Raw genomic sequence first — 23,757 nt, 5'->3', positions numbered from 1 at the left:
CTTTATCGGACGACCCCGGCCGGTGCACGAGTATCAAGCCAGCGCGTTCGTCACCGGCGGCTCGTTCATCTGCTCGACCTGTGCGCCGCTATCCGGCCGCGCTGGTCCGAGCAAAGGCTCCTCGCCCAAAGGCTCGAACCCGGCGCGGAAGCTGAACGACCCCTGGCCGTCGAGCGAAGGACCTTCGCAGTAGCGCCCCGGCTGTAGCGGTGCCGCATTGCGTTCGGTGCCCATGAACATGTAGCTGAATTCGGTCGCCTCCTTGCTGCGGTCGAAGCTGTTCGGAATCGGCAGGGCGGCATCCGCGCCCATCTCCTCGATCACCGCGAGCCATTGCTGTTGATGCATGGTGTCGCGCGCAATCAGGTAGCTCAGCATGTCCTGCATGCCGGGATCGCTGGTGGAATTGAAGAGACGCACGGCGAGAGTCCGGCCGGTGGATTCAGCCGCGACGTTGCAATACATGTCGGCGGCCAGATTGCCGCTGGCATAGACATGCGAACAATCAAACGGGACGCCGTCGCAATTGGCAGGGAAGGCGGCCATGCCGGTCGAGAGCAGATGCCGGTGCAGCATGCCCTCGATCACATGCCGCGGCCGCTCGCCGCCGTTCATCACCGCGCCGACGACCGGGTTGGCCTGCAGGCTGGTCTCCTGCATCGTTGCCGGCGCATTCTCCAGGTTCAACGCGACCGCGGTCGCGAGCATCTCGATGTGGCTGATCTCTTCGGTCGCGGTATTGAGCAGGACGTCGCGATATTTGGCCGGCCCCCGCGCGCCCCAGGCCTGGAAGAAATACTGAAGGCAGACGCGGATCTCGCCTTCGACGCCGCCGATGGCTTGCTGCAGCTGGCGAGCGAAGATCGGATCGGGCTTCTCGACCCTGACCGGATATTGCAGTCGTTTGTCGAAATAGTACATGCGCAGCTCCTTTTGTGTTCACGCTATTGCGCAATGAGTGCTGCCGGGTTGCGTTCCTATGGAGTTTCTAGCAACTATTTTGAAAGCCTTTAAATTGAGACGTGAACGCGATGCGGCCCCGGCGAGGAGAGGATCTCGCCGGGGCCGCTCTCACGCACGCAACGGCAAGGAGCGCGCTTTAGAAAATTGCGAACCGCGAACCGCTAGCGGCGCGGCATGGTGCCGTTGGACGGTGGGGTCGTCTCGTTGCGCATGCCGGAAGGACTAGACGCACCTTGTCCGCCCCGCTCGACATGCGTGATGCCGCCGCCACCGGATCCGCCGGCTCCGCCCGAGCCGGCTCCTGCACCGCCGGCTCCTGCACCGCCAGCTCCAGCACCGCCGGCACCTGCGCCGCCGGCACCAGCGCCCGCACCGCCGCCTGCGCCACCACCAGCGCCGCCGCCAGCACCTTGCGCGTATGCTGCGCCCACTGAAGCGCCTGCAAGCATCGCGGCCGTGAAGATCGTCAGGATTGTCTTACGCATGTTATTTCTCCTTGAGGTTTCGATGTCGGACAATCACGTGAAGCATCGACCGTTCCTCGCCGTGCCGTGTGATTAAGCTCCACGTCGATATTGCGAAGGCACGGCAACTTCGTCGAACCGTTGGGCGAGAGCATCGAGAGCCGCGCGCATCTGCGGCCCCTGCATGGCCGCGCCGTGCCCGGTGACGACGATCTCCGGACCGAGCGCGGCAAGTGCGCGCACCGATCTCTTCGCGCTTTCCCAATCGGGCGTGAAATACATCGGGGGCCCGTGCATCTCCGGCGTTTGCGTCACTGCGGCGTAAACGGATTCCTGCCGCGTCGTGATGAAGGCGTCGCCGGCAATCAGCACGCGGTCGCGTTCGCGCCAGAGCGAGATATGCCCTGGGGTATGGCCGGGCGTATGGATCCACTGCCATTCCGGCATGAAGGGTACGCTGTGATCACAGGGAAGATCATAGAGGCGCGATGCGACGTTGACCGGCTTGGTGGGAAACAGCGGAGAGAGGCGAGCGAGCAGCCCGCCCCCGACGCTGGGATCGGCCGACGGATAGGATTGGCTTCCGTCAAGATAGGGATGCTCGGCCGCATGGGCATAAACCGGCACCTCCCACTCACTCGCCAGCGTTTCGAGCACGCCGACGTGATCGAAATGCCCATGCGTCATGATGATGCAGGCGGGCCGGCCGTTTCCTCCAAACCTGGCTTTCGCGGCGGAGCGGATGGCGCCAGCCGATCCGGGAATGCCGGCGTCCACAAGCACCCAATTGCCGTCGCCGGCGTTCTCGAAACCCACGAAAATGACGTTGACGATCGCAAGCTGACGATAGGCGACGTCAGCGACGATCTGCCGCGTGTTGTCGTTGCGGTCTAGGTCGGATTGCGGATGCTCCGCGTCGGCGGAAGAGGGAAGCGAGATCTGCGTCATGTCCATTCGGGTCCGATTTGGTCAGCTCACTAGCGCTCGATTGTGCCGATGCGCCGGATCTTCTTCTGAAGCAGCATCACGCCGTACAGCAGCGCCTCCGCGGTCGGCGGGCAGCCGGGCACGTAGATGTCGACCGGCACGACGCGGTCGCAGCCGCGCACGACCGAATAGGAATAGTGATAATAGCCTCCGCCGTTGGCGCACGACCCCATCGAGATCACGTAGCGCGGCTCAGGCATCTGAGCGTAGATTTTGCGGAACGCCGGCGCCATCTTGTTGGTCAGAGTGCCCGCGACGATGATCACGTCGGATTGGCGTGGCGATGCGCGCGGAGCGAATCCGAACCGTTCGGCGTCGTAGCGCGGCATCGACATCTGCATCATCTCGACCGCGCAGCAGGCGAGCCCGAACGTCATCCACATCAGCGATCCGGTCCGCGCCCAGGTGATCAGCTCCTCCGCGGTCGCCGTGAAGAAGCCCTTGTCCGCAAGATCGTCGCGGATACTCATGAAGAACGGATCGGAAGTGTTGTCCGGCCGTCCCTCGCCCGGTCTGACAAGCCCAGGCCGGCCAAGTCCAGGCCTGCCAAGCGAAGCGCCTGAGTTGCTGGCATGCGGAGAACTGTCTGTCATTCTGGTCCCTGAACGCTGCGGGCGTTTGGCGATGCGACCACGCGCTTCGGGAAACAGTCATTTGCATGCCGCGTTCCTGCGGCGGTAGGTGGATTTGTGTTCTGTTATCGCAGGTTAGCTTCGGGTCCGGCGGCCGGAACCCAGCGTTCGCGTCACGGATCACCCTAGGAACGATCCACCAAAACTGCGGTTGGCGGCAACAAGGCCCGTGAAATGGAGAACATGAGATGACGAACGCAGCCCGCGATACATTCGTGGTTGGACTACGCAATGCGCATGCGATGGAAGTGCAGGCGCGAGAGTTGATGGAACGTCAGTCGGAACGACTGGACGAATATCCTGAGGTCAAGGCCAAGGTCGCCACCCACCTTCAGGAGACCAACGAGCAGCTGAAGCGCTTGGAGAGATGCCTGGAAGCCTGCGGCGAGAGTACCTCCAGCCTGAAGGATACGACGCAATCCATGATGGCGAACATGCAAGCCATGGCACACTCGGTGGCCGGCGACGAGATTCTCAAGAATACGTTCGCCAACAATGCCTTCGAGAATTTCGAGATCGCTGCCTACAAGTCTCTGCTCGCCCTCTGCGGCGCCGCTGGGCTTGCGGAGGCCAAGGAGCCGCTCGAGACGTCCCTGAAGGAGGAGCAGCGCATGGCCGCCTGGATCGACTCGAACGTCGAGAAGGTGACGATGGAATATCTGGCGCATCAGCGCCAGGCGGCCTGATCGCACTCCATCCCCACCACGGGGAGATCGCCGGTCCCGCCGGTGCGAGACCGGCGGGTTCGGCCGCTGAGTCTGCCTGCGCTCTCATATGGGCCCGCAGGACCGAAACCCTCTCATCCGCGTTTTGCTGTCATGGCGCACATCATCTTCAGCGACTACCGCAGTCCTGCTGCCGAACAGGCCTATGAGATCGCATGGGACTTTCTGGCCCGCAGCGGGGCGATCCACGATGAGTTCGATGCGTGCGTATTTCTGGCTCAACGCATCACCATGATGGTCGAGGAAGGCCAGGCAAACCGGATCCGGATGGCCAACCGGGCGATCTCCGAATACCAGTACCATCTCGAAAACCTCTGCAAGCCGGCCCGTGGCGCGGCCGCTTCGCGGGCTTGAGGGCTCGCCCGGATTCCGCGGGCTCGTGGGCTCTTTCTGCCGTTTACTGCCGGTCGGCGATCGTCAGCTGGCCGCGTGCCCCGGTACGTCCGTTCCTGCGCGGTGCAATGGCCGGAACGAGTGCCGGCGCTTCCCCGGCCATGCGCATGGCAAAATAGGCGATGGTCGCGCGAAGACCGTCCTTGAGCGCCACGCGCGGGCGCCACCCCAACGCCTTCACGGCCGTGTCAATGACGGGCTTGCGGCGCTTCGGATCGTCTTTCGGCAGCTCCTCGAACCGGAGCGGGGAGGCTGATTCCGTATACGCCAGCACGTCGCGCGCGATCGCCTCGATGGTAACCTCGTGCGGATTACCCAGATTGCAGGGTCCGGTGACCGACGATGGACTCTCCATGAGCAGCTGGAGGCCGCGCACGAGATCGTCGACGAAGCAGAAGCTCCTGGTCTGCGTACCACCTCCATAGATCGTGATCGGCTCGCCGCGAAGCGCCTGCACGATGAAGTTGGAGACCACGCGCCCGTCGTTCTCCAGCATCCGGGGTCCGTAGGTGTTGAAGATGCGCGCGACCTTGATTTCGACCCCGTACATGCGATGATAATCGAACATCAGCGTTTCCGCGGCCCGCTTGCCCTCGTCGTAACAGGCCCGGGGCCCGATCGGATTGACGTTGCCGAGATAGGATTCCGGCTGGGGATGGACCTCCGGATCGCCGTAGACCTCGCTGGTCGATGCCTGCAGCACCCGGGCGCCTTTCCGTTGCGCGAGCTCCAGCATGTTGATGGTGCCGAGCACGCAGGTCTTCATCGTGCCGACCGGATCCTTCTGATAATGACGCGGCGACGCCGGGCAGGCGAGGCTGTAGATCCGGTCGATGTCGCCCTCGATCTCGACGGGATCGCGCACGTCGTGTTCGATGAAGCGAAAATTCGGATGATTGAGCAGCGGCCTGATGTTGTCGGTCGTTCCCGTAAACAGGTTGTCGAGGCAGATCACGGTGTGGCCGCGTTGCAAAAGCGCGTCGCAGAGGTGCGATCCGATGAAGCCGGCGCCGCCGGCCACCAGAACGGTGGGAGAGCGGCGGGACGCGTTGATGCGGGTCTGAACTGTCATGGTGCTGCCTTTCAGATTTGAGCGACCTGCATGGGACGCGAGGCGGGAAGTTGCGGGGCTTTCCGGCGGCGACGGACCGATGCCTCGGCGTAGTAGGTCTCCACTTGCCGAGCGCGATGGTCGGAGGTGTGGTCGGCCAGAACGCGGCGCCGTGCGTTTTCCGCGATCGTGCGCCTTCGCTCCTCGGGCATGTCGCGCAGGATCTCCACGACGTCGCGGGGGCTCGATGCGAGCAGGATCTCCCGGGAAGGTTCGAAGACGGTCTCGATTCCAGGCCACCGGTCCGAGATGACGGGCGTGCCGCACGCGGCCGCTTCGAACAGCCGAACGCTGGGCGAGAAGCCGAGCGCGCGCATGTCGGCACGGGTGGCGTTCAGCGTAAAGCGTTGCTCTGCGTAAAATCCCGGATGATGTTTGGGCGTAAGGTGCTCGATCCGGGCGACATTGGCCGGCCAGACCACCTCATCGGGATATTGCGCGCCGGCGACGACGAATTGCTCGCGCGACAGAGTGCGAGCGGGGGCGAGCAGCAACTGCTCCAGAACCGGCTGCCGGTCCTCGCTGTAGGTTCCGAGATAGCCCAGTGCCCACTTCTTCTCCGCGCGTTGCGGCGCATAGGTGTCGGTGTCGGCACTGCAATACAGCACCCGAGCCAGTGGACTGCCATAGTTCTCCTCGATCATGCCGGGCACCGGGCCGCCGGCAAAGGACAAATAAAGGTCGAAGCGAGGGATCATCGCCGCGGAAAGGTAGTCCAGGCCCTGCTCGAGCTTCGCAAGCGTGACCGGCGTGTCGATGTCGTAGAAGGCGGTAATCCCCCGGGCGTGGGTCGTGATCCATTCGGAGATCGCGATGCCGTCGGGCACGTAGGAGCCGATGACCACCAGATCGGCATCGCGGATCATCTTTCCAAAACGCTGCGGGATTTCCTTCAAGGATTGATAAAGCTCGACGGTCCAAGCGGAAGGCTTGGCAAGATCACGATGCTCGCGATACCAGGGAACGTCGCGTTCGAGAAACGTGACGTGATGACCTCGTCGTGCCAGAGCTTCGATCAGGGCGCGATAGGTCGTGGCATGACCGTTGCCCCAGGACGAAGTGACCGAAAGACCGACGACGACGATGGTGAGGTTCATTCTGCTGCCTCGATTCGCGAACTGCTTGCGGCAAAGAGATCGTTGAACTGGCGCGCGCGCTGCCGGTAGGTGTGATGGCTCAGAACGCGCGCACGAGCGCGCGCTGCGATCGCCTGAGCCCGGTCGGGACGCAATGCGGCGAGATGCTCTGCGACCTCCGCTCCGGTCGCGGCCACCAGCACCTCGCGATCTGGCTCGAGAAAATGACCGATGCCGTCCCACTGGTCGGTGATCAGGCAGGCTCCGGCGCCGATGGCCTCGAACACGCGTGTTGGCGGCGAGAAGCCGTAGCGCGCCATGCTGTCGCGATTGACATTCAGCGTAGCCAGACCGGAGCCGAAGAACGCGTTGTGGTCGCCGGTCCCGACATGGCCGACTTTGTGCAGATTGGCTGGCGTGTCTTTGGAGTCCCAACCCGATCCGCCGAGCAGGAACGTCTTGTCCGGCAATTGGCGTGCGACGTCGATAAAGAACCGCTCGACGCGCTGCTCGCGATCGGGGAGGCGATTTGCCAGCAGGCTCAGATCGCACGTGAAGTGCGTATTGGGCGGCGCCGGAAAGTGCGTGGCCGGGTCGAGCGCATTGTAGATCGGCACGCAGTCGCGCGCGCCGATGCCGCGATAGGCGGATACGACGGCATCGCCGCCGCCATAGGTCAAGACCATGTCGTAGGACCGGATCGCACGGCGCAGATGATGGTCTGGATTGTCCGCCACCGACTCCAGCGTCGCGGGGGCATCGACGTCCCAGTAGATGCGCATCGCATTCGACGGAATTTCGGCGACCGCGTTCTCCAGCTCCTGATCGAAGACGCCGACGCCGCTGGCCTTGACCAGCATGTCGGCCGAGCGGGCGGCTTCCTCAAGCGAGCTTCGCCAGCCCTCAGGCGTCGCGGCGTAGACCACCACCTTCGCCCAGTCGGGATCGTCGATGTCGCGATGGGCCTGGCGCTCGAAGGCATCGGGCTCGAAGAATGTGACGTCGTGGCCGAGGGCCGCAATCTCCTTCAGCATGCCGCGGTAATAGGTGGCGGCACCGTTCCAGTAGGATGAGACGAGGCTGGATCCGAAGAAGCAGATCTTCATGCGGAGGCTCCGATGTATCGCTGGGGCTGTGTGGAGTGGCCTGTTGCCCGGAGGTCCTGCACGATGCCGACAAGCTGCTCCGCCCGGTGACGGCAGGTGTGACGCTCCTTGATCGTCCGGAGTCCGGCCTCCACCGTGGCGGACCATAATTCCCGGTCATCGAGCAGCGCACGAAGCGCCCGCTTCATTTCGACGCCGTCGGAGGCGCTGAGATAGGCACCTTCCGGGAACAGGCGTTCCGCATCTGACCAGGGGGCCGAGACCAGTGGAATGCCGCACGCCATCGCTTCGAAGACGCGAATGGTTGGAATGCCCGGAAGCAAGCGGACATAGGGACCGCGGGGAACGTGGACAGTCGCGCGTGCGCCGGCGAAAGCAATGGGAGCCCAGTGTGCGGGCAGCCAGCCGCCATACCGAATGCCTGCCGCCTGAATGGTCGCGAGCGCCGCGTCCGAATAGCGGACGCCATAGACCCCCGCGCGCAGCTTCAGCTCGGCCACGGGTTCGACCAGAAATTCGTTGAGCTCGGCGCTGCGTTCGCCGTCGCCCCAATTGCCGATCCACACGACATCATCGGTGCGCTCGACATGCGGCAGCGGATGATACAGGGCGATGTCGGCCGCCTCGTGCCAGGTGAAGGCCCGGTCGGCCCAGCCGAGCTTCAGATAGATTTGACGAAGGACCTCGCCGAAGGCAAGCACACCGTCGAAGCCGTCGAGGTCAAACTGCGCAAGCTCGTCCGGTGCGCTGACGGCGCGATGATGGGTGTCGTGGAACAGCAGCGTGAACGGAGCGCCGTGAGCCCGTCTCGATCCGATGTCCGCGATCAGATCAGGCGAATTCCATTCGTGGACGACGACGAGATCGGCACCGTGCAGCGCCTCATCGAGATCGAGGGAGGCGTCGTAGCGGCGGATGCCGATGCCGGGAAACAGCGTTGGAATATCCTCCATTGTCTGACTGCCACCCTCGCGGATCGCATTCAATCGGCTCCAGCCGTCGATCGGCTCGAACACGACGACCTCATGACCGAGCGCGTGAAGTTCGCGGGCATAACCGCGCAGGAAATGGGCATTGCCGTTGTTCCAGCAGGAGGTGAACGCATGGTAGAACAGAACGCATTTCATGCGCGTACCTCCATGGGGGCGGGCGCGCGATGGACGGCAAGCAGCTCCTCGTAGAGGCTGAGATAGGCGCTCGTGGTTCGGGTCAGCGAGTAGGTCAGGGAATGCTCAAAGGCGGCTCGTTGCAGCCGCACCCGCTCGCGATCGTCGGTGCACAGACCTGCGAGTGCCCGATGCAGCGCATTGCTGTCGGTAGGGTCGACGAACACCGCAGCCCCGCTCCATAATTCCCTGAAGGTCGAAATGTCGGACAGGACGAGGGCGCATCCCGCCGCCGCGGCTTCCAGAACGGAGAGGCCGAACGGCTCATAGAGCGCGGGGCTGGCGAAGATAGCGGCGTGCTGCAAGTGCGCGCGCATGGCTTCGTGAGGCAACTGCCCGAGCCAGGTGACGGAAGCCGAAGGGCACTCGTCCGCTGGCCCGGCGACCTGAACGGGCCAGTCGAGCCCAGGCGCTGCGGCCGCCAAGACCTCGATGTTCTTGGCGCGGTCCCAGAGCCGGCCCGCCGCAAAGATCACGTCTTGCTTCTGTCCCGCAAAGCCCTGAGGGGCAATTCCATTCCAGATCACGATGCCGCGCGAGCGAGGCCGATAGATTTCCGCAATGTCATCGTGGAAGGACTGGCTGGGGCAAACCCAGGCCTGTGCCGTGTCGAGTGCGGCCGTCACCCGTTGGGTGTAGCCGCGCCATTTTGGTTCGCCGAGCCAGCTCGTATCGCGGCAGGCGAGCCCCCAGGAGTTGACGCAGGAATGCGCGACGACCACGACCGGAGCGCGCCACGCGAAGGTCGCCTCGCGAAAACTATTGAGGTGAACGACGTCGGGCCTGATTCCAGCTTCGAGCTTCGCGAGGACGCGCCTGGCCTGGGACAGATCTTGTCCTTCCGGATCCTGCCATTCGAGTGCAAGGTCCGTTTCGATCAGGTGGACCCGCGAGCCACGCAGAATCTCAAGCTGGCCGGCCCGCGCGCAGGGGCCCATCGTCACCAGGGTGACGTCCGCCCCCTGTGCAGCAAGGGACGAAGCAAGTGAGGACGAGTAGGTCCAGACGCCTCCGACGGTATCGGTCGTCATCAGGATCCTGAGCTGCGAGCTGCGGCTCATGATGCCACCTGCAGTTCGAGAGCCTCGAGCGGCACCGGACGATCGTTCTGCACGTCGCTGAACTGATCGAACATCGCGAGATAGTGCCGGTGTGCGCGCTCCCAGGCGTAATCGTCCGGCTCGCCCCACAGCTTCCGGTAATCCGGCGAGCCCGGATAGGGATACAGCGGGACCGGATCGTTGGCCCAGATGCCGGCATCCTGCATGGTGCGGCGCCAGCGCTGCACGATGGGGTCATCGTCCTCGGGGACTTCGATCAAATTGGCCTGCACGAAAGGAACGTGACGGCGCGCCTCGACCAGCCGTTCGGCAAGTTGGTCGGTCGTCATCTTGCAGTTCTTGGCGAGCGCGGCGCGGCCCTCGACCGTGAGGCTTTCGATGCCGGCTTCAATCGAGACGCAGCCGGCGCGGCCGAGCAGAGCCAGCATGTCCGGCTTCCAGAGGTCGATGCGGGTTTGCACACCGAACTTCAGCCCGCGTGTGGTCAGCCCTTCCAGCAGTTCTGCGTTCGGTAGGAAAATCTCGTCGATGAAATAGACATATTCGATGCCCTGATGACGCAGGCCGTCGATCTCTTCGAGAACGATGGAGGCAGGCCGCTTGCGATAGGCGTTGCGGAAGTTCTCCTTGGCGCAGAACGTGCAATTGTACGGACATCCCCTGGACGACTCGACCTCGGCGCCAGGTGCCTGTGGCTCGGCTTCGAAACGGTGGTGGTGATGGTGATGCCGCCGGATCATTTCCTCCGGCCAGTCAAGCGGCGGCTGATCCTTGAATGCGACCGCCTGCGGACCGCCATTGACGCGGAGCGATGCGGCATCGGCGAAGCACAAGCCCGGAAAGTCCCGTTCGCCATTGGCAAGACGCAACAAGGACGCCTCGCACTCGCCCATCACGACGATGTCGGTGCCGAGCTTTCGAAGCGCCGCTTTTGGCACGGTCGAGCCGTGGGGGCCCACCGCGACGAGGATCGGAGCCAGGTCGCGCACGGCGATCGCAAGCGCCTGCGGAACGCGGAGCTCGGGAGGGGCGCAGCGCCAGAACAGATAGGTCGGCGCCGTCGTGATGACGATCTGGTCGGGGCCGAACGCGCGCAGCTCGGCTTCGATATCGGCGAGCGAAAGATCGAACATGTGGGCATCGAGCAGAAGCGTCTTGTGCCCTGCCGCCTTCAGGTAATGCTCGGAGATCCCGAGTTCGAGCGGAAGGTGAGGGGATCGGCAGCCGAAATAGATGCTGCCGCCAAAATCCCAGTTTGGGTTGATGAGGGCAACACGCGTCATGCCAGCGCCTCGCGGTTGCCTTGTGACGATCCGAACCGGCCGTCCAGCCAGCTGTGAAGGGATCGGAGGCCGTCTGCGAACGAAACCTGAGGGGCCCAGCCGAGCGCGCTGGAGAGGGCGCGCGTGTCGGTCACGTACCAGGGCTGATCCCCGGGCCTCCAATCGGCAAAGCGATAGGCCACCTTGCGGCCGGTCAGATCGGTGATGCGGTCGATCAATTCCAGCAGACTGATCGCGTTGGCCGGACCGCCGCCGAGATTGAATACGCGTCCACGGGCGAGCGCGATGCCATCGAGCACGGCGAGCCAGGCCGAGGCCGCGTCGGAGACGTGAAGCGCATCGCGGACCTGATGGCCGTCGCCATAGATCGTCAGCTCTTTGCTGCGGATGGCGCTCAGCAGGAAATGCGCGATCCAGCCCTGATCCTCGGTGCCGAATTGGCGGGGCCCATAGATGCAGCTCATCCGCATCACCACGGTCTGGAGTCCGTAGACCCGCGCATAGTCGTGGACGTATTGATCCGCCGTTCCCTTGGAGCATCCATAGGGGCTGTAGAAGTCGAGCGGCGCATTTTCCGAGATGCCGGCGGCGAGCAGGCCTCTTGTCGGCGTGTAGCGGCGGCCGGTGAGCGCGATGTCGCCATCGTCGATCAGACGTCCGTAGACCTTGTTGGTCGAGGCGAACACGATCGGCGCGGCGTTGTTGTGGAGCCGCACGGCTTCGAGCACGTTCAATGTGCCCCGCGCGTTGATCTCGAAATCGGCGGCCGGATCGCTCACGCTGTCGGTGACGGCGACTTGGGCCGCCAAGTGCAGCACGGCGCGGGCTTCGCGTACGGCGTCGATCACCGGGATCGGCTCGCGGATGTCGGCGACGGCGATTGTGACCCGGTCGCCATGCCGGGACTTCAGCCACTGCGCATTCTCCCGCACGCCGGCGCGGGCGAGATTATCCAGGATCAGCACCGGCTCGCCGCGCTCCGCGAGGCGGTCGGCGAGGTTGCAGCCGATAAACCCGCAGCCGCCGGTGATCAGGACGGGTCTGTTGTCTCGTTCTCTCATCACGCGACCAATCCTCGTTGCTGCAGCTCCTTGGTGGCTCGCTCCGCCTGATCGTCGGCGATCTGGTCGGCGAGATATTCCGCCAGCTCTTCGAGCCCGTCCCTGAATGCGACGCGCGGCTCGAAGCCGAGCACGTCGCGGGATTTTCCCATGTCGGCGAAACAGTGCCGGATATCCCCGGCGCGATATTTCCGCGTCAGCTCGGGCGCAATGTCGCGGCGCCCCATGACTTCGGCCAGATCCTCGGCGACCGATAGAATGGTGCGACTCTGACCCGAGCCGACGTTGAAGACGTCGTGCGCGTGCTCCGCCTCCAGCGCCATCCGGCAGGCGCGGGCGACGTCATGCACATGGACGAAGTCGCGGCGCTGCCGGCCGTCCTCGAAGACGAGGGGAGGACGGCCGTTGAGCAGCCGGGCGGCAAAGATGGCCAGCACGCCGGTATACGGATTGGACAGGGCCTGACGTGGCCCGAACGCATTGAAGAAGCGTAGCGCCACGGTCGGGATGCCATACGCCTTGCCTGTGATCAGGCACATGCGCTCCTGCGCATATTTGTTGAGCGCATAGATCGAGCTCAGCGAAGGCTGCTTTGTCTCCGGCGTGGGAACGGGATCCAGCGGGTTGCCGGTGGCATCGCGCAGCTCCCAATCACCGCGGCGAAGCTGCTCGACCGCTCGCTCCTCGCAGGCGACCACGCTCTGATCGGCGCTCCGGTAGAGGCCTTCGCCGTAAATACTCATGGACGAGGCCACCACGAGCCGCGCGACCGGGCGCTTGGATAGCGTCTGCAACAGCACGGCGGTACCGAGCTCGTTGGTCCTGACATAGGGTTCGATGTCGTACATGCTCTGGCCGACGCCGACCGCTGATGCGAGATGCAGGACCATGTCGGTGCCGCGCAACGCATGATCGACCGCAAGAGCGTCGGTGACGTCACCGACGACGAGCTCCGCGTCGTTGGCAAGATAGGCGGGACGCTGACGGTTGCCTCCGTGGACCTGCGGCGAGAGATTGTCGAGCAGGCGGACTTCATAGCCGGCCGCCAGCAGCGCGTCGGCCGCATGCGATCCGATGAATCCCGCACCTCCAGTGATCAATACTCGCGTCATTCACCGCTCCGTGCCGCCGTGAGATCGATCCTGCGGGATCAATCCGTGATGAGAATGAAAGCGCGCTGCTGTTCTGGTCGGGCGACCGGCGCGCCAGTCACATTTGAAATTAGAAGCGACGCAAGGAATGTTCGTTCCTGCGAAACCTACAAACGAATATTTCTCTAACCTGGATCAATAACCCAGGTGAATCGGCCGGTGCAGCCAACTAGAATTGCGCGCCGTGAACCGGCGCCTGCAGTTCGAGATGGCTCGCGACGGTCGCGCCAATGTCCGCAAATCCGGCGCGCTTGCCGATCGGAGAAGTCGAGCGCGCGCTCCACGCCAAGATCGGTACTTGTTCCCGCGTATGATCGGTGCCGCTCCAGGTCGGGTCGCAACCATGATCGGCCGTGATGATCAGGAGATCATCGTCGCGCAAGCGGTTCAGCAAATCCGGAACGCGCGCGTCGAAGGTTTCGAGCGCCGCTGCATAGCCCGCGACGTCTCGGCGATGGCCGTACAGCGTGTCGAAATCGATGAAATTGGCGAATAAAATCCCGCCCTTTGCGAGAGAAGCCAGCCCATCGAGCGTGGCATCGAACAGCGCCTGGTTGCCATCGCCGCGCAGGTTCTTCCCTGTCGCGCGATGGGCGAAGATGTCGTCGATCTTGCCGATCGTGACGATGTCACGGCCTGCGCTTTCCGCAAGATCGAGGATCGTCCGCTCCGGCGGCGGGACGGAAAAGTCCTTCCTGTGCGATGTTCGCTTGAAGTCGCCTGCCGACGTGCCGATGAAGGGACGTGCGATGACGCGCCCGATGTTGAGGGGATCGACCAGTCGGCGGGCAACGCGGCAGACCTCATAGAGGCGTTCGAGTCCGAACGTCTCTTCGTGCGCTGCGATCTGGAACACGCTGTCGGCCGACGTATAGCAGATCGGTTCGCCCGTTCTGATGTGACGCTCGCCGAATTCGGCGATGATCTCGGTGCCGGAGGCGTGACAGTTCCCGAGGATGCCGGGCAATCGAGCCTGTTCGCACAGGCGCTCCGTCAGGTCGCGCGGAAAGCACGGCTTGGTTCTTGGAAAATAGCCCCAGTCGAACGGCACCGGCACGCCGGCGATCTCCCAATGACCGGATGGCGTGTCCTTGCCTTTGGAGATCTCGCTCGCGCAGCCAAAGCGCGCGTGCTCAGGCCGGCCATCCAGGCCCGGCGGCACGCGCCCGGTGGCGAGATGGCAAGCTCGGCCAAGTCCGAGCGCAACCAGATTGGGAAGTCGAAGCGGCCCCGCCCGGCGTGGTCCGTCGGCATTACCGGCCATGCACATTTCGGCAATGTGGCCGACGGTATCGGCACCCTCGTCGCCGTAATTGATGGCATCGGGCGCGGCGCCGATCCCGACGGAGTCCATCACCAGGATCAGGGCGCGCATGTCGGCTCCGAGATGGCCGGGCGCGAAGACGCTGCGGACGGCGCGAGCCCCGTTTTCGCGCAATAGCGTTCGACCATCTGTGCGCAGAAATCCGCGAACTCGTTCACGTCGAGCGGCGGGCTGGTGTGATGAGGCTCGACGCCCCGATGTTCCGGAGTGAAGCAGAAGGTCACTGTGACCTGAAACTCCGCCAGCGCGTCCATCTGCCGATCGAACCAGGCGAGCGCGTTCGGACGGAAGCTGTCGGCCCAGGACAGGCCGGTCCTGAGATGCTGCACGCCGAGCCGGCGCATCCAGAGCACGGCGTCATCGAGGCGGTGGTCCTCGAAGTGAAACCACTGGCACAGGCCCATCGCTGGTGCATATTGGGCGAACAGGTCCGCCGAGGCTTTCGGCGTTCCGTCCTCGCGCAGCAGCCCCATGTGGAAGTGCCGGTAGTAGGAGGAACCTTCAGCTTCCTTGTGCCGCGTCGTCGCCTCCCAGCTCGAAGGAAGATCGTACAGGCTGTACCAGTGAATTCGCGGTGCCTGGCCAGTCAACAGCTCGGCGGTCCGCGTCAGTCCCCAGGCCTGCACCTCCTCGGCACCGAAGGACGAGACTCCCACCTCCGTGACCCAGACCGGCAGCGAGGTGACCGCCTTGATCTCGTCGAGCTTGGCCGGCCATTCCGCGATCTGCCACAAGTTCCAGTCGAGCGGAAAGCCGTGCACGGCCACGGCATCGACATGATCGAGCACGCCGCGCGCCTGCATGTTGCGTATGAAGGACGGATCGATCGGCGATATGCCGCCAAGCACACGCGGGAGTGTGGGATGCGCGCTGCGGATCGCCTTTCCCGCAGCGAGCGCCAGGCTCGCGAACATGGTCCAATCCGGATCGATCAGGATGTCCCAGTGCGACTTGTTGTTGGGCTCGTTCCAGATTTTGGCGGCTTCGATCATCGGCCGGTCTCCCGCGACGGATAGACGGGACCTTCCGCCTGCGGCCTTGCCACCCGCTTGCAGAGATAGACTTCCTCTTCCGGATGCGCCGCGATCGCAAAGCCGGCGCTGCGCAGCATGGCTTCGGCGCAGGCGCGGTTCGGTACCCACCAATTGGTGGGGTCGTCGGCATATTTGTTCTCGATGAAGTGCAGCTTTGGATAGCCCGGCGAATCGAACTGATCGGTGGTCCAGAAGTCGTAGTTCTTGTCGAGGGAATCCACGCGGCTGTCGCCGCGCTGCATCGACTGGAACAGCAGGAGATCGCCGGCGACGTGCTCGTGGATCAGGTCGAGGGCCAGCAAAGGGTGCCGCAGGTGGTAGAGCACGCCCATGAAGATCACGAGATCGAACTTTTCGCGCAGCTGTCCGACATCATAGGCTGACATCTTGCGGAATTCGATCCTGAGACCGTTCACCTCGGCCGCGAAGCGGGCTTGCGCGAGATATTCGTCGTCGGTGTCCAGGCCGAGCACGCGCTCGGCGCCGCGCCGCTTCATCTCCATGGCGTAGAAACCGGCATTGCAGCCGATATCGAGCACGGTCTTGCCTTCGAGACGGTCCGGGATGATTCCGGAAAAGCGCCGCCATTTCACGTTGGGATAATCGCCGAGAAAATGTGAAGGCGCTGTCGGCACGCCGTTCAGGTCCAGATTGTGAAACCATGGCCCGAGCGCATCGACGCGCTGCCGGATTTCCTCGCGGGAGAGGGCGCCTCTGCTCATGCGGTCACTCCATTGTTCATTGCGTGGGCCGGGCGGGCTGCCTCCGGCGAACCGCCGGCCAGCAGTCGAGAGCGTCCGTTCCCGGGGGAGCTTTCCGCGAGCAACGCCATTGCCGTCCGGTAGCCGTCGATGGTGCCGACGTCGACATAGGATTCGCCGGCCTTGACGCCGAGACCCTGGCCGCCGGCCGCGATGTAGGCATTGACCAGCGTCCCGAAATATTCATCCCGGCGCTCGCGCTTCGTCCACAGCGACTGGAGCTCGCGAAATCCGTTGCCGGACATCTTGAAGGCGCCCCATATCCATTTCGACGCCGCATCCGGCTGCTTGACCTGGATCTCCGTGACACGGTCGCCGTCGAGCACGACGGCATCGAAGAACTCGGGATGTTCGACCGGAAACAGCAGAAACGACAGGTCAGCGGCCGGCAATGCCTGCAGGGCCGCCTTCGGGAACCAGACGGTATCCGGAAGTCCAACCAGGATGTCCTCGTAGTGGCCAACCACCGTGCCCGCCCTGAACACGGCATCGCACAGCCCCGACGCATCGGGCTGCACGACGTAGGCGAGCTGGGCGCTGCCATAGTGATCGCCGAAATATTCGAGGATGTCTGATTTGCCGGGGGAGATCACGAAGCAGATCTTGTCGGCCCCCCCAAGGATCAGCCGCTCCAGCAGATATTCGGAGACGGCGCACGGACGGTCGATGCCGTCGTCCCGTTGGCTTCCGACTGGAAGCAACTCCTTGGAGAAGGCGAGCGGCTGGATGCGGCTGCCACGGCCCGCGGCCGGAACGATGCCCCACATGATCAGGCCTCCTCGGGTTGCTGTCGGCGCGCGCCGAGGGATGCCGTCTGTTCGAGCAGCGAAATTAGTTCGGCTGCGCGCTTGTCGGATGTGTGCTGATCCATGGTCCGTTCATAGGCGCGCCCGGCGATGTGCTGAAGCTCGGCGTCGGCCATCGTCAACGCAGCAAGCGTGTCCTTCGCATCGCGTGCGATCAGGATCTCCTGTCCGGGTGCAAAGAATTGATCGATTCCCGGCCAGTCGTCGCTGAGCAGCGGGGCCTTGCAGGCAGCAGCTTCGAACAGGCGGCCGGAGGGGCACCAGCCCATCTCCGCCATGGCACGGCGCGTGACGTTGAGTGTCAGCCGGGACGACGCAAAGAACGCCGCGTGCTCCGAGGGCGGCAAGTGCTGCACGAAGTAGATGTTTGGCGACCAGGGAAAATCTTCCGGGTACTGTGCACCCCCGATCAGGAAGCGCCGATCCTGCCTGCTACGTGCGGGTTCGACGAACAGAGCCTCGAGCGCGCGCTGGCGATCCTGCGAATATGTGCCGAGATAGGACAGATCCGCACGGTAATGCGGCTGCGACGGCACGGGCCGATGGATGTCCGTATCGACATGGCCGTAGAGCGGACGGACATTGCAGGCGCCGAGCCTGTCGCGAAATTCGTTGCAGATGCGGGGACCGCCGGTGAAGCTCAGCACCAGCGCGAAATCCCGCAGGCCGCGCGGCCCGATATAGGGAACGGCCTCGCCGGCCATCAGCTTCGCCAGCGTGACCGGCGTGTCGAGGTCGTAGAACGCGGGCACCGCGCGACCCTCGGACAGGACAAGCTCCGTCGCGGCGATCGCGTCGGGACAATAAGAGGTCACGATCGCGACATCGGCATCTCGAATGTCGCTGCGCGCCAAAGGAAGCACATCGTCCCAGTTCGAGAACAGTCGCAGTTGGCCGCCGGGCAGTTCGTGCAAATCCCGCGCGCCGGCGTAGTAGGGCACGTCGCGCTCGAAAAAGACGACGCTGTGGCCGGCTTGCGCGAGATGCTTGCAAAGCCCTCGCCACAAGGTGGCGTGACCGTTGCCCCAGGACGAGGAAATTGTCAGGCCGAAAATGACGATCTTCACGCTGGCACCCGCTGATTGATCCCGGTGATCTTGATTCCGCGATTGTCCACGCTGAGGGTGCTGACGCTGCCGGGGTCGATCTCGATCGAGAGGAAGTCGTCGAGCTCTTTCCGGGAATAGTGCAGCAGCGCCGCGCGGATCGGTTCGGCATGGCTGACGGCGACAACGACGGTGCCGCTACCATGATCATTGCGCACCTGTTCCAGATGGGCGACGACGCGCTTCTGGAGCGACCGCATGCTTTCGCCGCCCGGCGGGCGGTTCGTTCCGCGTTGTTCGTTCCAGCGTGACCATCGGGGGTCCCGGGCGAGCGCTTCGAACGACAGTCCGGTCCATTCGCCGTAGTCGAGTTCGTCGAGTGCCGGCACGATCTCGACCGGCAAGCCGAACCGTGCCGCCAGGATGCAGGCCGACTGCATGCAGCGCCGCTGCGGGCTCGACTGAACCATGCTCGGTGGCGGCGTGAAGGTATCGGCGCATCGCGCGATTTCCTCACAGCCGAGATCATCGAGTTCTACGCCCTTCATCCGGCCACAGAGCGTGCGGCCGAGCAGGGCATGATGCCCGTGGCGGATCAGATGAATGATCTTCGCCATCAGGTGTACGCCTTGTCGTCAATGAAGGCGCGCGTTCGCCGTCCGGCTTCCTCGTCGGTGAACTGCTGAGGCGGCGACTTCATGAAATAGCTCGAAGGGCCCGTCAGCGCGCCGGCCTGCCCGCGGTCCATGGCAAGCTTGGCGCAGCGGACCGCGTCGATCACGACGCCCGCCGAGTTCGGGGAGTCCCAGACCTCGAGCTTGACTTCCGCGCTCAAGGGAACACCGCCGAACGTCGTGCCCTCCAGGCGGATAAAGGCCAGCTTGCGGTCGGTCAGCCACGGCACATGGTCGCTCGGGCCGACATGGATATTGTCGGCATCCATCGGCACGTCGAACTGGCTAGTCACGGCTTGCGTCTTGGAGATCTTCTTTGACGTCAGCCGCTCGCGCTCGAGCATGTTCTTGAAATCGGTGTTGCCGCCGACATTGAGCTGGTAGGTTCTGTCCAGCCGCACGCCGCGTTCGCGGAAAAGGTTGGCGAGCACACGGTGCAGAATGGTGGCGCCGACCTGGCTCTTGATGTCGTCGCCGACGATCGGCAGGCCTGCATCCTCGAAGCGCCGCCGCCAGTCGGGATTCGAGGCAATGAAGACCGGGATGCAATTGACATAGCCGCAGCCGGCCTCGATCGCGCGCGCGGCGTAAAATTCGCTCGCGCGCTGCGAGCCCACGGGAAGATAGGACACAAGTACGTCCGTGCGCGATGTCGCGAGCACTTCGGAGACGTCGGCTTCCGGAACATCCGCAATCGGAACGTCGTCCTTGAGATATTGGCCGACGCCGTCCATGACGGGGCCGCGTTGGACCATGACGCCGGTGGGCGCGACCTCGGAGAAGCGGTGCGTGTTGTTCGGTGCTGCGAAGATCGCCTCGGTCACGTCGCGTCCGACCTTGCCGGCATGGACGTCGAAGGCCGACGCGACCTGAATGTCGCTAATGTGGTAGCCGCCGAGATCGGCGTTCATCAACCCAGGCACCGGCTCATTCGATTTGGCGTCCCGGTAATAGGAGAGCCCCTGAACGAACGAGCTCGCACAATTGCCGACACCGACGATGCCGACGCGCACGCGCCGCCTGTCCTGAAGACGAGAATGCATGGATCTAGGCCCTCCGGAAGACGTGCAGCGTTAAGGCATGCAGTGTTGAAGGATATGCAGTGTTGAAGACTTGCAGTGTTGACGTAAGTACGTCGGCGAACGTGAGGAACGTATGTTCGTTCCTGAACTCACGGCACTATGTCCGCCTCACGTCAGATTCCGGCCAAAAAAATTTCGCGCCCTTAACCTGGGATAGAATCCCGGGCAGTTTGGCGGGAACGAAAAGCTTCCATGATGAAGATGAAGAAGATGATGCTCCGAGAGAGCCGACACCGCGAAAGAACAAATCCTTCCGTCCGGCGTTCACGGCGAACAGTCTGACGCGACGACCTATTCGTCGCTCGCTCTTTGTCAGCAGTCGAGGTGTCACATGTCAACCAAATCACAAACCAGCGAAGCCCAGCAGACCACCAGCCATAACGTCATCCGGAAATGGGCGGAGGAGCGCGGTGGAAAGCCCGCGACGGTCAAGGCTACGGAGGAGGACGGACACGCCGGCATCCTGCGCATCGATTTCGATCCGCCCGACGAAGGTCTCGACCGGATCAGTTGGGACGAATTCTTCGCGAAGTTCGACGAGACCGGCATTGCGTTCCTTCACCAGGACCGCACCAAGGACGGCCAAGTGAGTCGCTTTCACAAATTCGTGCGGCGTTGATCGGATCGCCGCGCATGTCGGGCGGTTGGACGGAGGCGATGCGGGCAGGCGACTTCGAACGCGCCTGGGCGATCAGCGACCGCGATCTGATAATGCTTGCCTATCCACCAAAGCACACCGGGCCGCGTCACCTCCAGCGGATCTGGCGCGGCGAGGCCCTGGTGGGCAAGCATGTGCTCGTCCGTTGCTACCATGGGCTTGGCGATACCATCCAGTTCCTGCGCTTCATGCGACCGCTCCGTGATCTCGCGCGCAGCGTCACTGTGTGGTGCCAAGGCGAACTTCTGCCGCTGGTGGAGCGTGTGGCGGGCGTCGATCGTGCGTTTTCGATCCATGATGGTACGCCTGAGATCGACTTCGAGGTCGATATCGAGATTATGGAGGTGCCGCATGCTATAAGGGCGAAACGGGAGCAGGTCGAGATGCGTGCACCTTACGTATCGCTGCCGCCGGTGCTCGAGCTACCACTGCCACAAGGTCTTGCCGTCGGCCTGGTTTGGGAAGTCGGCAATTGGGACAAGCGAAGGACCATCCCGCCGTCCCTGCTAGGGCATCTTGCCGTTCCCGGCGTGACGCTCTGCTCGCTGCAACGCGGGGCCCGAACGTGCGAACTGGCCGAGATCGGCGCGAGGGACGTCAGCACGCCTGACATTACGGTTCTCGGTCATCTGCTCCAGCGGCTCGATCTGCTCATTTGCGTCGACACCATGGTGGCTCATCTTGCGGGCGCACTCGGCTGTGACGCGTGGGTCTTGTTGCATGCGGATTGCGACTGGCGCTGGCCGTCATGCGAGTCCCATTCCCCTTGGTATCCGAGCCTGCGCCTGTTTCATCAGAGGGCACCAGGCAATTGGGATGATGTCATTGGAGAGGCGCGGGAGGCCCTGATTGCACGCTCCGCAAATCTCCAAGGTGTCGTCGGAAACGGGCTCAAGCGAGCGCAAGATCCGCCGCGAGTGGTCTGAGACGCGAGGACGACGACTCGTCGCGGCTGGACGGAATGCCCAGGTAGGTCGGATCGAATCTTGCGAGCCGCACGAGTCCCGGCCAGTCCGTGATCGTTACCGTCTTACCCTGCCATCGCAGGAGGTTGCATCGTCGCAGTTCCTGAATTGTTCGGTTGGCGTGGACTGGGGAAATGCTGCACGCTGCAGCAAGGTCCGATTGGGTGAAGGGTGATGGCAGCCTGAGATCTCTCGCCAAGCCGACGCTTTGCAGGCGGGTGGTGATCTCGCACAGCAGATGCGCAACACGCGTCAAGGCATCGCGGCTACCCAGGTTCACTGTCCAGTTGCGCTGAATGGCGTGGCTGGTGAGCAGCATCAGCAGCAATGCGCGAGACATGGCGGGCGAACGCGCGGACAAATCGTGAAAGAAGCGGTGTGGCACGAGTGCGACGATGGCAGGGCCGAGCGCGATCAGGTTGCCGTCAACGCGAGGACGATACAGCGTGTGTAGATCGGCGATGTCACCGGGAACATGGAGCGACGTGATCTGCCCGTCCACGCTCTCGGCATCCTGCCAGGACAGATATCCCTGAAGCAGGAGACAGCAGTGGGTGGCATCGTCGCCATGCCGCAAAACGGCCTGACGCGAACTGAGATGCGCGATTGTGCTTGCCATGTCCGCAAGCAGGTGGAGATCGTCGGCCGTTACGGGAGTGAGGCTCGCCAACCGGTCGGCGAGCTTGGAGAACGCAAATCCTGCCTGCATTGGTCGCCTAATAACTCAGAGCCCGTCCCCAATCTGATCGATGAGAACGACCGAACGCATTAAACTTTGATACTTTCGCTCCACGCAGATCGTTGTCGGTCTCGGACGATCCGGGAACCGGAAGCGCGAGAGGCGCTCGAGTGGGCGAACGGCCTACCATCTGCGCCGAACCAAGATTTAGTATACTTACTTTCATATACTTAACTCTCGAGCCATCGCGTTTGTTCTGACTCCAAGGCTTTGACGGATGTGATGGCTGCCTGTCGGGCAACACACCCGCAATCCCGTCAACCCCTCCTCACAAAAATATTCCGCTTTACCGAAATTCGGTTATGGCGTATGTGTCGGCCGTCCCGGCTCAATCTTGAGGGGCGATCTTGTGGTCGTCACGTTCGCGAGCCGGGCTTGCGGTGGACGCGGCAGCGTTCGGGTGCGAGAGGCGTGGGCAGGGCGGATTGCTCTCCGTGAGCCCAAGGCTTCGTTCCGACGAGCGGCGCTGCTAGGCTTCGTCTCGTCTGTAAGTTTCCGGCTCCGTCGACAGGGCTGGGAAAACTGCGGCGAAATGGCGGGCCGTGCGTACGGCAAAACCGTGTGGTCCTGGCCGTCGTTGCTACGGTCAAGCCTTGGCGAATGCGGCATCCGCGTCAACCGGCGCGGTGCCGGCGACTTTCGCGAAGGCGAGGGAGGTCAAAAGGAACTCGGCTCCCGGGAGAGCACGGCATAAGCCGTCCAACCATCGCGCAGGGAAGGCCGAGTGATTGGCTACACCTGTATGCTGCTGTGCCGTTTTCCTGCGTGTGCTTTTCGCGCAGCGGACCGCGGGTGCCAGCCGGCACCGGGCCTTCCCTGCGCCCTCTTGGATAAGAGGGTGGAGTGACGAAGCAAAACTCGGGCGAATTGCGCCGCGAGAACGAGAGCTCATGTCCGCTGTTGAAAGATCAGCCCGGGATATGTCGAACGTTGCTCGCGCCACGCCGCCATCTCACGCGGCGCTGCGCTGGGTCTTTGACTTTGTCTCTCGCTTTGCCTTCTTCTCCGGCGCCGCCGATACCGGGGTGCCTCGAGCACCGGGACCGGGGTGGGTATGAACCTCCTTGGCCGAAAGCGGTTCGCCACATTCGGAGCAAACCATGACCGGATCGAAGTCCTTGCCGCATTTGCGGTGTTGATGCAGCAAAGGTCGTCCGCGCGCGTCGACCATATGAGTGTCGCCCCAGTGCACGATCGCCATCATGATCGGATGGAGATCGAGCCCCTTTTGGGTGAGGATGTATTCGTGCCGCTTGGGCGAGTCCTGATAGGGAATACGACGCAGCACGCCCTGCCGGACCAGCTTCTTCAGCCGTTCGGCGAGCAGGTGACGCGTGATTCCGAGCGAAGACTGAAACCCCTCGAAACGGCGTGTGCGCAGGAAGCATTCACGCAGGATCAGAAGGGTCCAGCGGTCGCCGATCACGCCGATGGTTCGGGCCATCGAACACGGCTCGTCCTCCAGCTCACCCCATTTCATTCCAGATCT

The 23,757-nt window shown here is 63.4% G+C and carries 25 protein-coding genes; 4 read left to right on the top strand and 21 right to left on the bottom strand.

Features of this window, described 5'->3' with window-relative positions:
* Positions 1-33: 33 nt before the first annotated feature.
* From GWG67_RS11450 to GWG67_RS11435, 4 genes are all read right to left on the bottom strand, one after another.
* Positions 34-921 (bottom strand): manganese catalase family protein, encoded by an 888-nt coding sequence (locus tag GWG67_RS11450; protein ID WP_275169447.1) that lies wholly within the window; start codon positions 919-921, stop codon positions 34-36.
* 203 nt (positions 922-1,124) lie between these two features.
* Positions 1,125-1,448: a hypothetical protein gene (locus tag GWG67_RS11445; RefSeq protein ID WP_275169446.1), complete on the bottom strand. Its 324-nt coding sequence runs from the start codon at positions 1,446-1,448 to the stop codon at positions 1,125-1,127.
* 72 nt (positions 1,449-1,520) lie between these two features.
* On the bottom strand, positions 1,521-2,375 hold the full coding sequence (locus tag GWG67_RS11440; RefSeq protein WP_275169445.1) for an MBL fold metallo-hydrolase: 855 nt from the start codon (positions 2,373-2,375) through the stop codon (positions 1,521-1,523).
* Between the two features lie 29 nt (positions 2,376-2,404).
* Positions 2,405-3,007, bottom strand: coding sequence for an NADH-quinone oxidoreductase subunit B family protein (locus tag GWG67_RS11435; protein WP_275169444.1), 603 nt, complete (start codon positions 3,005-3,007; stop codon positions 2,405-2,407).
* A 227-nt stretch (positions 3,008-3,234) separates the two neighbouring features.
* On the opposite strand from GWG67_RS11435, the gene GWG67_RS11430 reads away from it, so the two are divergent.
* Together GWG67_RS11430 and GWG67_RS11425 are read left to right on the top strand one after the other, a co-directional pair.
* The gene (locus tag GWG67_RS11430) at positions 3,235-3,732 is read left to right on the top strand and encodes a ferritin-like domain-containing protein (RefSeq protein WP_275169443.1); all 498 of its coding nucleotides are present in this window, start codon (positions 3,235-3,237) and stop codon (positions 3,730-3,732) included.
* Positions 3,733-3,864: 132 nt separating this feature from the next.
* On the top strand, positions 3,865-4,125 hold the full coding sequence (locus GWG67_RS11425; RefSeq protein WP_275169442.1) for a hypothetical protein: 261 nt from the start codon (positions 3,865-3,867) through the stop codon (positions 4,123-4,125).
* 43 nt (positions 4,126-4,168) lie between these two features.
* Here the strand turns inward: GWG67_RS11425 and GWG67_RS11420 are convergent, their stop codons facing one another.
* The 15 genes from GWG67_RS11420 to GWG67_RS11350 form a co-directional block, all read right to left on the bottom strand.
* Positions 4,169-5,236: a UDP-glucuronic acid decarboxylase family protein gene (locus GWG67_RS11420; RefSeq protein WP_275169441.1), complete on the bottom strand. Its 1,068-nt coding sequence runs from the start codon at positions 5,234-5,236 to the stop codon at positions 4,169-4,171.
* Between the two features lie 11 nt (positions 5,237-5,247).
* Complete coding sequence (locus tag GWG67_RS11415; RefSeq protein WP_275169440.1) at positions 5,248-6,372, bottom strand: glycosyltransferase; 1,125 nt, start codon at positions 6,370-6,372, stop codon at positions 5,248-5,250.
* Positions 6,369-7,457 (bottom strand): glycosyltransferase, encoded by a 1,089-nt coding sequence (locus tag GWG67_RS11410; protein ID WP_275169439.1) that lies wholly within the window; start codon positions 7,455-7,457, stop codon positions 6,369-6,371. Before GWG67_RS11410 ends, GWG67_RS11415 begins: the two co-directional genes overlap by 4 nt.
* Positions 7,454-8,584 carry a glycosyltransferase gene (locus GWG67_RS11405; protein WP_275169438.1) on the bottom strand — a complete coding sequence of 377 codons (1,131 nt, stop codon included), beginning with the start codon at positions 8,582-8,584 and terminating at the stop codon, positions 7,454-7,456. The genes GWG67_RS11410 and GWG67_RS11405 overlap by 4 nt, the downstream gene beginning before the upstream one ends.
* Positions 8,581-9,684 carry a glycosyltransferase family 4 protein gene (locus GWG67_RS11400; RefSeq protein ID WP_275169437.1) on the bottom strand — a complete coding sequence of 368 codons (1,104 nt, stop codon included), beginning with the start codon at positions 9,682-9,684 and terminating at the stop codon, positions 8,581-8,583. The genes GWG67_RS11405 and GWG67_RS11400 overlap by 4 nt, the downstream gene beginning before the upstream one ends.
* Entirely contained in the window at positions 9,681-10,967 is a 1,287-nt protein-coding gene (locus tag GWG67_RS11395) for a TIGR04295 family B12-binding domain-containing radical SAM protein (protein ID WP_275169436.1), read from the bottom strand. The genes GWG67_RS11400 and GWG67_RS11395 overlap by 4 nt, the downstream gene beginning before the upstream one ends.
* Positions 10,964-12,028: a GDP-mannose 4,6-dehydratase gene (locus GWG67_RS11390; protein ID WP_275169695.1), complete on the bottom strand. Its 1,065-nt coding sequence runs from the start codon at positions 12,026-12,028 to the stop codon at positions 10,964-10,966. The genes GWG67_RS11395 and GWG67_RS11390 overlap by 4 nt, the downstream gene beginning before the upstream one ends.
* Entirely contained in the window at positions 12,028-13,140 is a 1,113-nt protein-coding gene (locus tag GWG67_RS11385) for an NAD-dependent epimerase/dehydratase family protein (protein ID WP_275169435.1), read from the bottom strand. The genes GWG67_RS11390 and GWG67_RS11385 overlap by 1 nt, the downstream gene beginning before the upstream one ends.
* A gap of 208 nt (positions 13,141-13,348) precedes the next feature.
* Positions 13,349-14,554: a phosphopentomutase gene (locus GWG67_RS11380; protein WP_275169434.1), complete on the bottom strand. Its 1,206-nt coding sequence runs from the start codon at positions 14,552-14,554 to the stop codon at positions 13,349-13,351.
* The gene (locus tag GWG67_RS11375) at positions 14,542-15,495 is read right to left on the bottom strand and encodes a beta-xylosidase (RefSeq protein ID WP_275169433.1); all 954 of its coding nucleotides are present in this window, start codon (positions 15,493-15,495) and stop codon (positions 14,542-14,544) included. Before GWG67_RS11375 ends, GWG67_RS11380 begins: the two co-directional genes overlap by 13 nt.
* Positions 15,492-16,259, bottom strand: coding sequence for a TIGR04290 family methyltransferase (locus tag GWG67_RS11370; protein WP_275169432.1), 768 nt, complete (start codon positions 16,257-16,259; stop codon positions 15,492-15,494). Before GWG67_RS11370 ends, GWG67_RS11375 begins: the two co-directional genes overlap by 4 nt.
* A complete protein-coding gene (locus GWG67_RS11365) occupies positions 16,256-17,065 on the bottom strand; it encodes a sugar phosphate nucleotidyltransferase (RefSeq protein WP_275169431.1) in 810 nt (269 codons plus the stop codon). The genes GWG67_RS11370 and GWG67_RS11365 overlap by 4 nt, the downstream gene beginning before the upstream one ends.
* A gap of 2 nt (positions 17,066-17,067) precedes the next feature.
* Positions 17,068-18,171, bottom strand: a complete 1,104-nt coding sequence (locus GWG67_RS11360; protein ID WP_275169430.1) for a glycosyltransferase — start codon at positions 18,169-18,171, stop codon at positions 17,068-17,070.
* Positions 18,168-18,767 carry a histidine phosphatase family protein gene (locus GWG67_RS11355; protein WP_275169429.1) on the bottom strand — a complete coding sequence of 200 codons (600 nt, stop codon included), beginning with the start codon at positions 18,765-18,767 and terminating at the stop codon, positions 18,168-18,170. Before GWG67_RS11355 ends, GWG67_RS11360 begins: the two co-directional genes overlap by 4 nt.
* The gene (locus GWG67_RS11350; protein ID WP_275169428.1) at positions 18,767-19,867 is read right to left on the bottom strand and encodes an inositol-3-phosphate synthase; all 1,101 of its coding nucleotides are present in this window, start codon (positions 19,865-19,867) and stop codon (positions 18,767-18,769) included. Before GWG67_RS11350 ends, GWG67_RS11355 begins: the two co-directional genes overlap by 1 nt.
* Positions 19,868-20,237: 370 nt before the next feature.
* Here GWG67_RS11350 and GWG67_RS11345 point away from each other — a divergent pair, with 370 nt between their 5' ends.
* Positions 20,238-20,525 carry a hypothetical protein gene (locus tag GWG67_RS11345; RefSeq protein WP_275169427.1) on the top strand — a complete coding sequence of 96 codons (288 nt, stop codon included), beginning with the start codon at positions 20,238-20,240 and terminating at the stop codon, positions 20,523-20,525.
* Positions 20,526-20,539: 14 nt separating this feature from the next.
* Positions 20,540-21,490 carry a hypothetical protein gene (locus tag GWG67_RS11340; protein WP_275169426.1) on the top strand — a complete coding sequence of 317 codons (951 nt, stop codon included), beginning with the start codon at positions 20,540-20,542 and terminating at the stop codon, positions 21,488-21,490.
* On the opposite strand, the gene GWG67_RS11335 is transcribed toward GWG67_RS11340, so the two are convergent.
* A complete protein-coding gene (locus GWG67_RS11335; RefSeq protein ID WP_275169425.1) occupies positions 21,456-22,238 on the bottom strand; it encodes a Crp/Fnr family transcriptional regulator in 783 nt (260 codons plus the stop codon). The two genes, GWG67_RS11340 and GWG67_RS11335, sit on opposite strands and share 35 nt — an antisense overlap.
* Before the next feature lie 982 nt (positions 22,239-23,220).
* The gene (locus tag GWG67_RS11330) at positions 23,221-23,748 is read right to left on the bottom strand and encodes a helix-turn-helix domain-containing protein (RefSeq protein WP_275169693.1); all 528 of its coding nucleotides are present in this window, start codon (positions 23,746-23,748) and stop codon (positions 23,221-23,223) included.
* Positions 23,749-23,757 lie beyond the last annotated feature (9 nt).

It is taken from the genome of Bradyrhizobium sp. CSS354 (assembly GCF_029051725.1).
In the GTDB taxonomy this organism is placed as follows: Bacteria; Pseudomonadota; Alphaproteobacteria; order Rhizobiales; family Xanthobacteraceae; genus Bradyrhizobium.
This window is presented reverse-complemented; position numbering and strand designations above follow the sequence as displayed.

Coding starts and splice junctions, on each gene's coding strand:
- GWG67_RS11450 (WP_275169447.1), bottom strand. CDS start 921: ATGTACTATTTCGACAAACGACTGCAATATCCGGTCAGGGTCGAGAAG.
- GWG67_RS11445 (WP_275169446.1), bottom strand. CDS start 1,448: ATGCGTAAGACAATCCTGACGATCTTCACGGCCGCGATGCTTGCAGGC.
- GWG67_RS11440 (WP_275169445.1), bottom strand. CDS start 2,375: ATGACGCAGATCTCGCTTCCCTCTTCCGCCGACGCGGAGCATCCGCAA.
- GWG67_RS11435 (WP_275169444.1), bottom strand. CDS start 3,007: ATGACAGACAGTTCTCCGCATGCCAGCAACTCAGGCGCTTCGCTTGGC.
- GWG67_RS11430 (WP_275169443.1), top strand. CDS start 3,235: ATGACGAACGCAGCCCGCGATACATTCGTGGTTGGACTACGCAATGCG.
- GWG67_RS11425 (WP_275169442.1), top strand. CDS start 3,865: ATGGCGCACATCATCTTCAGCGACTACCGCAGTCCTGCTGCCGAACAG.
- GWG67_RS11420 (WP_275169441.1), bottom strand. CDS start 5,236: ATGACAGTTCAGACCCGCATCAACGCGTCCCGCCGCTCTCCCACCGTT.
- GWG67_RS11415 (WP_275169440.1), bottom strand. CDS start 6,372: ATGAACCTCACCATCGTCGTCGTCGGTCTTTCGGTCACTTCGTCCTGG.
- GWG67_RS11410 (WP_275169439.1), bottom strand. CDS start 7,457: ATGAAGATCTGCTTCTTCGGATCCAGCCTCGTCTCATCCTACTGGAAC.
- GWG67_RS11405 (WP_275169438.1), bottom strand. CDS start 8,584: ATGAAATGCGTTCTGTTCTACCATGCGTTCACCTCCTGCTGGAACAAC.
- GWG67_RS11400 (WP_275169437.1), bottom strand. CDS start 9,684: ATGAGCCGCAGCTCGCAGCTCAGGATCCTGATGACGACCGATACCGTC.
- GWG67_RS11395 (WP_275169436.1), bottom strand. CDS start 10,967: ATGACGCGTGTTGCCCTCATCAACCCAAACTGGGATTTTGGCGGCAGC.
- GWG67_RS11390 (WP_275169695.1), bottom strand. CDS start 12,028: ATGAGAGAACGAGACAACAGACCCGTCCTGATCACCGGCGGCTGCGGG.
- GWG67_RS11385 (WP_275169435.1), bottom strand. CDS start 13,140: ATGACGCGAGTATTGATCACTGGAGGTGCGGGATTCATCGGATCGCAT.
- GWG67_RS11380 (WP_275169434.1), bottom strand. CDS start 14,554: ATGCGCGCCCTGATCCTGGTGATGGACTCCGTCGGGATCGGCGCCGCG.
- GWG67_RS11375 (WP_275169433.1), bottom strand. CDS start 15,495: ATGATCGAAGCCGCCAAAATCTGGAACGAGCCCAACAACAAGTCGCAC.
- GWG67_RS11370 (WP_275169432.1), bottom strand. CDS start 16,259: ATGAGCAGAGGCGCCCTCTCCCGCGAGGAAATCCGGCAGCGCGTCGAT.
- GWG67_RS11365 (WP_275169431.1), bottom strand. CDS start 17,065: ATGTGGGGCATCGTTCCGGCCGCGGGCCGTGGCAGCCGCATCCAGCCG.
- GWG67_RS11355 (WP_275169429.1), bottom strand. CDS start 18,767: ATGGCGAAGATCATTCATCTGATCCGCCACGGGCATCATGCCCTGCTC.
- GWG67_RS11350 (WP_275169428.1), bottom strand. CDS start 19,867: ATGCATTCTCGTCTTCAGGACAGGCGGCGCGTGCGCGTCGGCATCGTC.
- GWG67_RS11345 (WP_275169427.1), top strand. CDS start 20,238: ATGTCAACCAAATCACAAACCAGCGAAGCCCAGCAGACCACCAGCCAT.
- GWG67_RS11340 (WP_275169426.1), top strand. CDS start 20,540: ATGTCGGGCGGTTGGACGGAGGCGATGCGGGCAGGCGACTTCGAACGC.
- GWG67_RS11335 (WP_275169425.1), bottom strand. CDS start 22,238: ATGCAGGCAGGATTTGCGTTCTCCAAGCTCGCCGACCGGTTGGCGAGC.
- GWG67_RS11330 (WP_275169693.1), bottom strand. CDS start 23,748: ATGAAATGGGGTGAGCTGGAGGACGAGCCGTGTTCGATGGCCCGAACC.